Raw genomic sequence first — 9122 nt, forward strand, 5'->3', positions numbered from 1 at the left:
CTTTTTAAAACTTAATGTTGCAGCTTACTCCATAACTTCTGGTCGACGGTATACCAAAATATTCGAGACCTTGGGAATTTCCGGAGTTATAGGCACTCTCTGGATCAACATTATCTATACTTCTTTTGATATAGAACAGGTTCTGGCCTATCAAGTTTACGGTAACACTGCTCAAAAAGGTCTTATCCAATATTTTGCTTGGCAGTGTGTATCCAAGGCTGATCTGCCTAAACTTGATAAAATCTGCATCTTCTACAAAATATTCAGCAATATCGTTTACTCGCCCATAGTAGGTTTCCAGGTTTTCAGGGTCCACAGTGGTTGTGAAGGAAGTCCCTGATCCTGTTTCAGCGTTGAAGGTTGCACCATCAACTCCAGTAACACTCAGGCCATTTTCCCTACCATTGAGGGTTTCTTTATGAAGCCCTGCACCATAAGCTACCGTATTGGTCCCTGAAAATATCTGACCTCCAAATTTTGCATCGATCAAGAAACTCAAATTGAAATTCTTGTAGGCAAATGTATTTGTAAAACCTACCTGCCAAGGCGGAACGCCTTCTCCCAAAATTTTTCGTTGACCCTGTCTTGGAATCGGAACACCTTGTCCGTCAATATCATAGACGATATTTCCATCGTTATCCCTCACAAACGAAGTGCCATAAATAACTCCATATGGCTGACCGACAACATGGGAGATGTTCACGTTCTGGGTTCTTGGCTCATCCAATGTGACATTCCCATTTTCTGGGTTTGTTGCTGTTACCATACCTTCATTGAATGTCATGTTTACAGATGTGGTCCAATCGAAATTGGATGTTCTGATGGGAGTTCCAGAAATCAACAGCTCCACCCCTTTGTTCTCTATCTTACCAAGGTTTGCCGTTGCACTACTATACCCTGAAGTAATGGAAGTGGTCACGTTTACGATATCGTCTGTGGTCTCATTGGTATAATAGGCCAAATCCAAGGACAGTCTATTTCCAAAGAATCGGGCATCCACCCCAAATTCCATTTCTGTTTTGTTCCATGGAACCAAGTTCACATTGGGAACAGTGGAGCCAGTTACCCTACCCAAAGGTTGGCTCAAGTGTCCTTGTCCGAATATTTCGTAGGTAAGGGCCAATTGATATGCAGAATCGGCACCGCCTGCAATTTGTGCATATCCTCCGCGAACTTTTAGAAAATCAATACTTGTGGGCATTTCAAACATGTCCGAAAGGATCAAACTTGCATTGATAGAGGAATAAAAATCATTGTTCGGGGTCGTTTTTCCCGGGAAAGAAAGGGTGGAAAACCAGTCATTTCTACCTGTGAAGGTCAAAAACGCATAGTTGTTATATGATAGCTCCACAGATCCGTAAAGTGAGCCTATTTCCCTTTTGTTATAATCCCTGGTCCTTCCTTGATTGGACAAGTTGGCAACATCCTCTAGCCCTGGGACGATGAACTGTGAACCGTCCAGTCTAAGACTTTCATACTCTATGGAGTTTTTGTTTGCCCCAAAGAATGCTGATACCCCGAAAGATTCCGTAATATCCTTATCTATTCCCAACATTAAATCGGAGTCTATTTGCGAATACCTCCGCTCTTCCTCGTTCATGGCCCCAAGTGGAATATATGCGGTACCCCATGGTTCAACCGAGGTCGCCTTCCTGGTGTAGTGGTCCACACCCACCCTACCGGTGAGGTATAGCCAGTCCAAAATATCATATCGAAGTGATGCAGATGCAATAATCCTGTTCTTGGTATCCTCATTCCTAAAGTTATAGGCCGCCCAATATGGGTTCTGGGAATAGATATTATCCGAATACATTGTCTCGGTCCCATCGGCATTGGCTCCCGGACTCAAGGTCCTTACATCTACGTTGGGAGATAAAAGCCCCACAGAATAGTTGGCGTTACCCGGAGCATCAGAAAGTCGTGGCCTGTTCATTACATCCTCAACTATATACTTTGCATTGATCTGTGCGGTAAGTTTTTCATTTAGAATTGCGCCAGCATTCAATGAGAATGTCTTTCTATTCAATCCTGAATTTGGTATGATGTCCTCATTGGTCAAATCCGAAGCAGAAAATCTGAAGTTCAAATCTTCCGTACCACTTGAAAGGGCAACTGTATTAATAAAAGTGGACCCTGTTCTGTAGAAGTGGTCATAGTTGTTGCCTACATAGGAATAAGGTCTTTCAACTCCGTCCCATTGTACAACTGGCGAACCATCCAACCGACTTCCCCATGATGAAGTTCCGAAAGCCAATGCCTCGGCTTGGGAAGTTGGGGCTTCCCCAAATCTACCTTGACCGTATTGCGTCTGAAAGTCCATGATGTCGGTGTTGACCCTGTCAAATTGGGCCGAAGTACTGAACTCCACACCAAAACCTTTCTGCCCCTTACCACTTTTAGTGGTGATCAATATAACACCATTTCCACCCCTGGAGCCATACAGCGCTGTTGCCGAACCTCCTTTTAATACAGAAATGGATGCAATATCGTCTGGGTTGATACTGGAAATTCCATCACCTCCATCACTTCCGCCCCAGAGGGATGCTGCTCCATTGTTGTCATTTCCAATAGGAATACCATCCACAACATACAATGGCTGGTTATTCCCTGTCAAGGTACTGTTCCCCCTAATGATCACCCTACTTGAACCTGCCGCTCCCGTGGCATTCTGGGTTATGTTCACACCCGCGATTTTTCCTTGGAGCGCATTGATTGCATTTGGAGTCTTGACCGTGGAGATCTCATCGCCCCCCAGCTCTGTGAGCGAATACCCCAATGCCTTGGTATCCTTTCTGATGCCCAATGCCGTAACAACCACTTCCCCGAGTTGTTGCGCATCTTCCTTCATGGACAAATTGATGGTCGACCTCCCATTGATCGACACTTCCACAGTCTCCATCCCCAATGAGGAAAAGACCAGTATAGCATTGCCGTCCGAAACAGCAATACTATAATTTCCGTCGAAATCGCTAGAAACACCATTACCAGTTCCTTTTTCAACAATGTTGACACCGGGCAATGGCACACCCGATTCGTCAGAAACCGTTCCAGTAATTGTCTGTGCCAAAGCTCCCTGAACGGAGAGCAAAAAAGCAAAAACAAATACAAACTTGAGTTTTTGAATCATGTTAGTTTATTTGATAGTTAGTAATTCTAAGTTGCGTGTTAATTTTACGTTAACGTGCAGAGTGAAAGTGCCTATTTACCTAGGACTTCTGAAAAAATTTCGACCAACAACAAGCGTGAAAAGCCGAAGGTTGATTTTCAATTCTTAAAATAAAGGGGAAGAAGCTTGAAAAAGATAAAGAAGAGGAACATAGAAACTATCAAGGCCAAAGGCCATATACACTCAATGTGCTGTCCTATGGCCTAAAAAAAAGCTGGCCGATATTCTCCAATATCAGCCAGCTCACCCGCGTTTAACTACAATTAAAAAGTACTCATTTCAGATTACTTCCTTTCAAATTGCCCCAAAATGTCCAGATCTATGAAAATTTTAGACCAACAACGATCTGCGTTAGACCAACACCTTCATTTTCCACGATCAAAGTGAACATTTGAATGTACAATACTATTTAGAGGCCTTGATTGCCTGCAATTGTTCTTCGGTCAGGGCAGGGCCATCAAAAAAGGAAACTCCCTTGGCTCCATTTTTCCTTGCCTGATCAATGGCCTCCGTTAACTCCTCCCCGCTCATTTCGGGCACATAAAGTCCTGTATGGAGTTCGGTCTGGGTGGTCTCCAAGTCCTGTACCCCTTGCTTGGTGGCAAACCCTACCCAATCGGTGTCCTCATTATAGAAATTATGATAGATCATGGGCAAGACCACATCCACATCCCATTTGTCCCAACGCTGTCTCACCATATGGTCTGCCATTTCGGGGTAAGGAAACACCGCAGCGGTCAATATTTTGCCATTCTCATGGACAATGTCATAAGCTTCGTTGACCACATCCCGTATCCTGTTCAGGCGAAATTGCTTCCATTCCATATCAATGGCCGGGTTTTCCATATCCCTCGGATTCTTATGGTGCATTTTTTCAAACTCGGCCACGCAAACATCACAGTAACAAAAATCAAATTCTGGTAATTCTTCATTTTGCACCAAGTCATACTTGGGCAATAGGCCTATGGGCAAGAAAATATCGGGAAAACGGATATAATCCAAATGTACGCTGGCCACGTCGTCCACTTTGGAAAGGGCTTCCACCAGACCCAATACATGGTTTCTTGATGCCTCACGGGTGGGACATAAAAATTCATAATACCCCACATACGGCCTATGATCGTAAGCCGATTTTCCTTCCCTGCTCACCACATACCACTCCGGATGTTGCCTCACTACGGAGTCGCCGGGGCGGTTCATGGCCATGATCCATGCGTGCACCTCCATGCCCTCTGCCTTGGCCAAGGGCGCCAAACGGCCCAAAAGCGCAGGATCCGCATTAGTATTGATCAACACCGCATCCAAACCGTAGCTTTTGTATTTTTTAAACTCTTCGGTGTACGATGCGTCATCCCTCTTGGGGTCGGCAGTGATCCATGTCCAATATTTGAACGCCTTCTGCTCTTCGGTCTGTGCCGCTGCCATATCAGCCTCCGGCTTTTTCCCGATGTTGTCCAAACACGATACCACGGACAGGGCGATGAACGCCATGATGATTGCTTTGCTCTTCATTTGTAGATTCATTTTATGAGTTGTTGGTATTTTCCGTCTTCACGGATGGTGTATAGTGAGCCGGTAAAAGGGCTCTTTGCCTGAATGGTCCAACCTGTGCGGTGCACTTCCAGGTCAAGCTCCAATATGGTCCCATCCCCTAAAATTGGATTTGGGGTCAGTTCGGTAATGGAATTGGCATATGTTCCCTTTTCGCCAAAATATTTTTTTTGGGCCCTGTACAGCTTGTACATCAACCACCTGATCTGTTCGTCTTTTGGAATGGTGAACGAATCGGGATTTCCCGCCACATTGGGAGAAAAATAAGCATATCCCCAATGTTCGGGTTCGTGCATGTTGATGACCCCTTGTGGTGACCAGACCCAGTTGTACTCCGGAAGAAATTTTCCGGCTGCGTCCTTTTTTCGTGCGTACGCCCCATCCTTCAGTTCAAAATCCCAATTCACCCTTGAAAAATTCACCCGCCAAAACTTTCCTTCAGGAACATCGTTGCTCCCACTGGTCTCTTTGAGCACTTCCCAAGGCATGGCCACTTCCACGCTCCAACCCTTGTCAACATCCGAAGGGTCGTTCAAAGTACCATTGACCTGTACTGCAGTTTTCAGTCCCAAAATCTCCCAACTGTCCACCACAGAGCCTCCTTCGCGATAAGGCTTTACCAAGAGCAAGTCCCAAACGGTGTTCAGGGCGTTCATTTCAAATTCGTAGTAATTGTGGGTATCTCCATCGGGATCTATGAATATTTCAAAATCATTGTTGTAAAAGATAACCGTGTCCCTTTGCTTAAGGTTGGCCCACACATGGGGCTCTTCCATCTGGGCGTAAAAATAGAGATAGGTCTCATCCCAAAGCATACGTACATTGGTATGGTATGTCGGGGTCTTGTCCCCTTCGATATCGATAAAATCCTCCGAAACTTGGGCAGCTTTCCATGCAGGCTCATCAGCCACACCATCTATGACGATGGGCTCTTGGGCCCTGTAAACCACAAGGGACCTCGGGGCCTTGCTTTCCTGAGCGGAAATCGAAAAATGGGCCGTGACCACTAACATGAAAATCGCCTTCCGAAGCATTTGTCGCATTTTTAATAAAAGTGTTTTATTTGTCCAAAACATTTTGAAGGTCCCTTTTTATGTTGCAACCAAAGGTCGTCAATCAAGTCTGTTTTTCCTTTCAAAATGTAATAGGTACACGTCCAAAAGGACATATTTTGTAAAAATTCCTAATTTCATCCGCATTTATGGCCTTTATTAGACCAACGACGGCTGGGAAAAGCCAAATGCCCAAAAAACATAATCATCTACCCAATGCAACTTCAACTTCCGACCAAGAATAGATTCTTTGTAAACGCTGTGACGGAAAACAAGATCACGCCGTTGCACCATGTCCTATTTTGGGTGATTTACTTCGCCTTCAATTTCCTGAGGTGGGGAAGTTATTTCAACGATTATCTTTACTCGCTCAAATCCAACCTTTTAGGATTCCCAATCCACATCACCCTGACCTACTTTACCATTTACTATCTGGTACCCAAATTCATCTTCAAAAGGCAGTTTGTGGCCTTTGTAGTTGCCCTTTTTACTTCAATATTCATACTGGTCGTAATCAAATACCTGCTCACTTTTTTTCTGATCAGTTACAATGTTTGGCCCGAAGGTCCGGAAACCCATAGTCTGACTTTCAACTATACTGTGGTGATGATGTTGGGCGAACTGTATGTGATCACCTTTGTTTCTTCCTTCAAGCTCACCATAGATTGGCTTCGGGAGACCGGAAGGGTGGCAAAATTGGAAAAGGAACAGTTGGAGACGGAACTCCGCCTGCTCAGGGCCCAGATATCACCCCATTTTTTCTTCAACACACTGAACAACATCTATGCGCTCAGTCTGGAAAAATCGGACAAGACGCCAGACACCATCATCAAACTGTCCGACCTGATGCGCTATGTACTCTACGAGACCCGCGACAAGGACCAAAGCCTCAAAAAGGAACTTGTATTTATCCAGAACTATCTGGACCTTGAAAAAATACGGTATAATGAAAACCTTGATCTCAAATTTGAGGTAACAGGTGATCCGAAAGGAAAAAAAATAGCGCCCCTGCTATTGGTCCAGTTCATAGAAAATGCCTTCAAACATGGGGCCAACAAAAGCATTGGAAAGGTAAAAATAGATATTGGGGCAACGATTGAGGAAAAGTTTCTATACTTTAGGATCAGCAATACTAAACCAAAGCACCAAGAGCCGCCCTCCAAAAAACAGTCCGGTGGCATAGGCCTCTCCAATGTGGAAAAAAGGTTGAAACTCAGGTACGGTGAAGACGAATACCGATTGGACATCTTTGATGAACCCGATGAATACATTGTAAACTTAAAGCTCAAGCTCAGATGAACTTAAAATGTGTTATTATAGATGATGAGCCTTTGGCGATCAAAGTCATCGAAAACCACATCTCCCAAATAAAGGAACTTCAGATAGCCGCCGTGTTCAACAATGCGATAGATAGCATGGAATACCTTAGGGAACATATGCCAGACCTACTCTTTCTTGATGTGAACATGCCCATCATTGATGGTTTTAGTTTTCTGGACAGTCTGGATGAAAAGCCCATGGTCATCATCACCTCCGCACATGCCGAACATGCCGCAAAAGGCTTTGACCTTGAAGTATTGGACTACTTGGTGAAACCGGTAAGCCTTCCCAGGTTCATCAAGGCCGTGAACAAGGCCCTTGCCAAGGTCAAGGAGCAACCCAAACGGGACACTGTCAACGAACACATTTTTGTGAAGGTCGACAAAAAGAAAATGAAAAAGATCTATTTGGATGAAATCATCCTTGTGGAAAGTTTAAAGGACTATATCAAGATCATCACTCCAAAGGGCAACCATATTGTCCACAAGACCCTAAGTGCCTTCACCGAAGAACTTTCCAGTGACAGGTTTATACGAATCCACCGATCCCATACTGTGTCCATGGACAAAATAGATGCCCTTGAAGGTAACAGTGTTGAGATCGGTGGAAAACGATATGTTATCGGTAGAAGTTATTTGGATGATGTAAAGGCCAAGATCTTGAACCAATCCATTATCGGTACAGGGAACAAAGCGGGCCTATCCGATGACGACGAATAATGCCCTTCCCTTGATTATCCTATAACCTTAGGTGATCAAATTCCCGTTCTCGTCCCATTCGGCCACGATGTTGCGCTTGCCCTGGTCCACACACTTGGCCAACCATTCCGGGTCGTACGACACCCCGTGCTGTGCCAGCACGTCCTCCGGTACACCGTCCCATACATTGGGCATGTTGCCCTTGTAGCCCAGCTCCTCGATCCCGATCTTCGAGGTGTAGAACCCCGTCATGGTCAGGTTCCTCACCATCGAGAAGAAGTTCACCTCGAAGGGGCGCTCCTTGCCCGGTACCTCCGGGTCATAGTATGCGATCGTGTCCAGTATGGCCTTCTGCTGTGCTTCCGTGGCCGCCTTGAACTCTGTGCCATGGTCCAGGTTGCTCCTGTGGTCCAGCCACATCACACCCCCTCTGAGGTCCGTCTGGATCCCAGGGGTGTCCTTGGACATGAACTCGATGAAGGACACCACATCCGCATCCGAGGCACTTTTATACTGATCGCTCCCCGGCAATATCAGGTCGCACAGCACCGTGAGGGTCTCCGCCTCATGCTCCGTCAGGAAGCGTTCCGCCTCCAGTTCGGCCAGCTGCTCGTTCTCCTTCGGGGTGCGCCACTTCAGCATGGGGATTTCCTGTGCCCCCGCTTCAGGGACCGTGGGCTCCGGCCTGCAGCCATGTATGGCCAGTCCCCCGGCCACGGACCCCAACACTATCGATTTCAGACTCTTCCTTCTGTCCATTTCCTTACAGGTTTTGTTGTTTCAATTGCTCCACTATATAGTCCGAGGCCCTCCAGGAGAGTGCCAATATCGTCCAGGTACAGTTCTTGTCCGCCTGCGAGGTGAACACCCCGGCGTCCACCACGAAGACATTGTCCACATCGTGCAGCTGTTGGTACCTGTTGGTCACAGAGGTCTTCGGGTCATCGCCCATCCGGGTGGTGCCCACCTCGTGGATGATCCGCCCGGGGGCGTGCAGCCCATAGTCCCGTTCCTTGCCGGCCTTGCCACCGATCACCTCGCCGCCCATGTTGGTGAGGATTTCCTCGAAGGAGTCCTGCATGTGCTTGGCCTGGTTGCGCTCGTTGTCCGACCATTTGTAGTGGAAGCGCAATACGGGAATCCCCCATTCGTCCACCACCGCAGGGTCGATCTCGCAGTAGTTGCTCTTCAGCGCGATGGATTCCCCACGGCCGCTGAGGCCCACTACCGCACCATAATATTTCTTGGCATCGCTCCGGAGGATGTCCCCATAGCCGCCCACCTTTGTCCCGAAGAACTTGTTGAACTCGTTCACGTTGAAGCCGAAGCCGTAGC

At 46.6% G+C, this 9122-nt stretch carries 7 protein-coding genes; 2 read left to right on the forward strand and 5 right to left on the reverse strand.

Translation table 11 applies throughout. From position 1 onward, the window contains the following. Positions 1–4: 4 nt before the first annotated feature. The 3 genes from DB398_RS11830 to DB398_RS11840 form a co-directional block, all read right to left on the reverse strand. On the reverse strand, positions 5–3127 hold the full coding sequence (locus DB398_RS11830) for a SusC/RagA family TonB-linked outer membrane protein (protein ID WP_108424591.1): 3123 nt from the start codon (positions 3125–3127) through the stop codon (positions 5–7). Positions 3128–3571: 444 nt separating this feature from the next. Continuing rightward, entirely contained in the window at positions 3572–4678 is a 1107-nt protein-coding gene (locus tag DB398_RS11835; protein ID WP_108424592.1) for a glycoside hydrolase family protein, read from the reverse strand. Between the two features lie 8 nt (positions 4679–4686). Continuing rightward, complete coding sequence (locus DB398_RS11840) at positions 4687–5751, reverse strand: carbohydrate-binding family 9-like protein (RefSeq protein ID WP_108424613.1); 1065 nt, start codon at positions 5749–5751, stop codon at positions 4687–4689. A 234-nt stretch (positions 5752–5985) separates the two neighbouring features. On the opposite strand from DB398_RS11840, the gene DB398_RS11845 reads away from it, so the two are divergent. Beyond that, positions 5986–7068 carry a sensor histidine kinase gene (locus DB398_RS11845; RefSeq protein WP_108424593.1) on the forward strand — a complete coding sequence of 361 codons (1083 nt, stop codon included), beginning with the start codon at positions 5986–5988 and terminating at the stop codon, positions 7066–7068. Continuing rightward, complete coding sequence (locus DB398_RS11850) at positions 7065–7808, forward strand: LytR/AlgR family response regulator transcription factor (protein WP_108424594.1); 744 nt, start codon at positions 7065–7067, stop codon at positions 7806–7808. Before DB398_RS11845 ends, DB398_RS11850 begins: the two co-directional genes overlap by 4 nt. A 27-nt stretch (positions 7809–7835) precedes the next feature. On the opposite strand, the gene DB398_RS11855 is transcribed toward DB398_RS11850, so the two are convergent. Next, positions 7836–8546, reverse strand: coding sequence for a gluconate 2-dehydrogenase subunit 3 family protein (locus DB398_RS11855; RefSeq protein WP_108424595.1), 711 nt, complete (start codon positions 8544–8546; stop codon positions 7836–7838). A gap of 4 nt (positions 8547–8550) precedes the next feature. Next, positions 8551–9122: GMC oxidoreductase (locus tag DB398_RS11860; RefSeq protein ID WP_234416236.1), on the reverse strand; the 572-nt coding region annotated here is incomplete at its 5' end.

Source organism: Flagellimonas amoyensis (assembly GCF_003058265.1).
GTDB lineage: Bacteria > Bacteroidota > Bacteroidia > Flavobacteriales > Flavobacteriaceae > Flagellimonas > Flagellimonas amoyensis.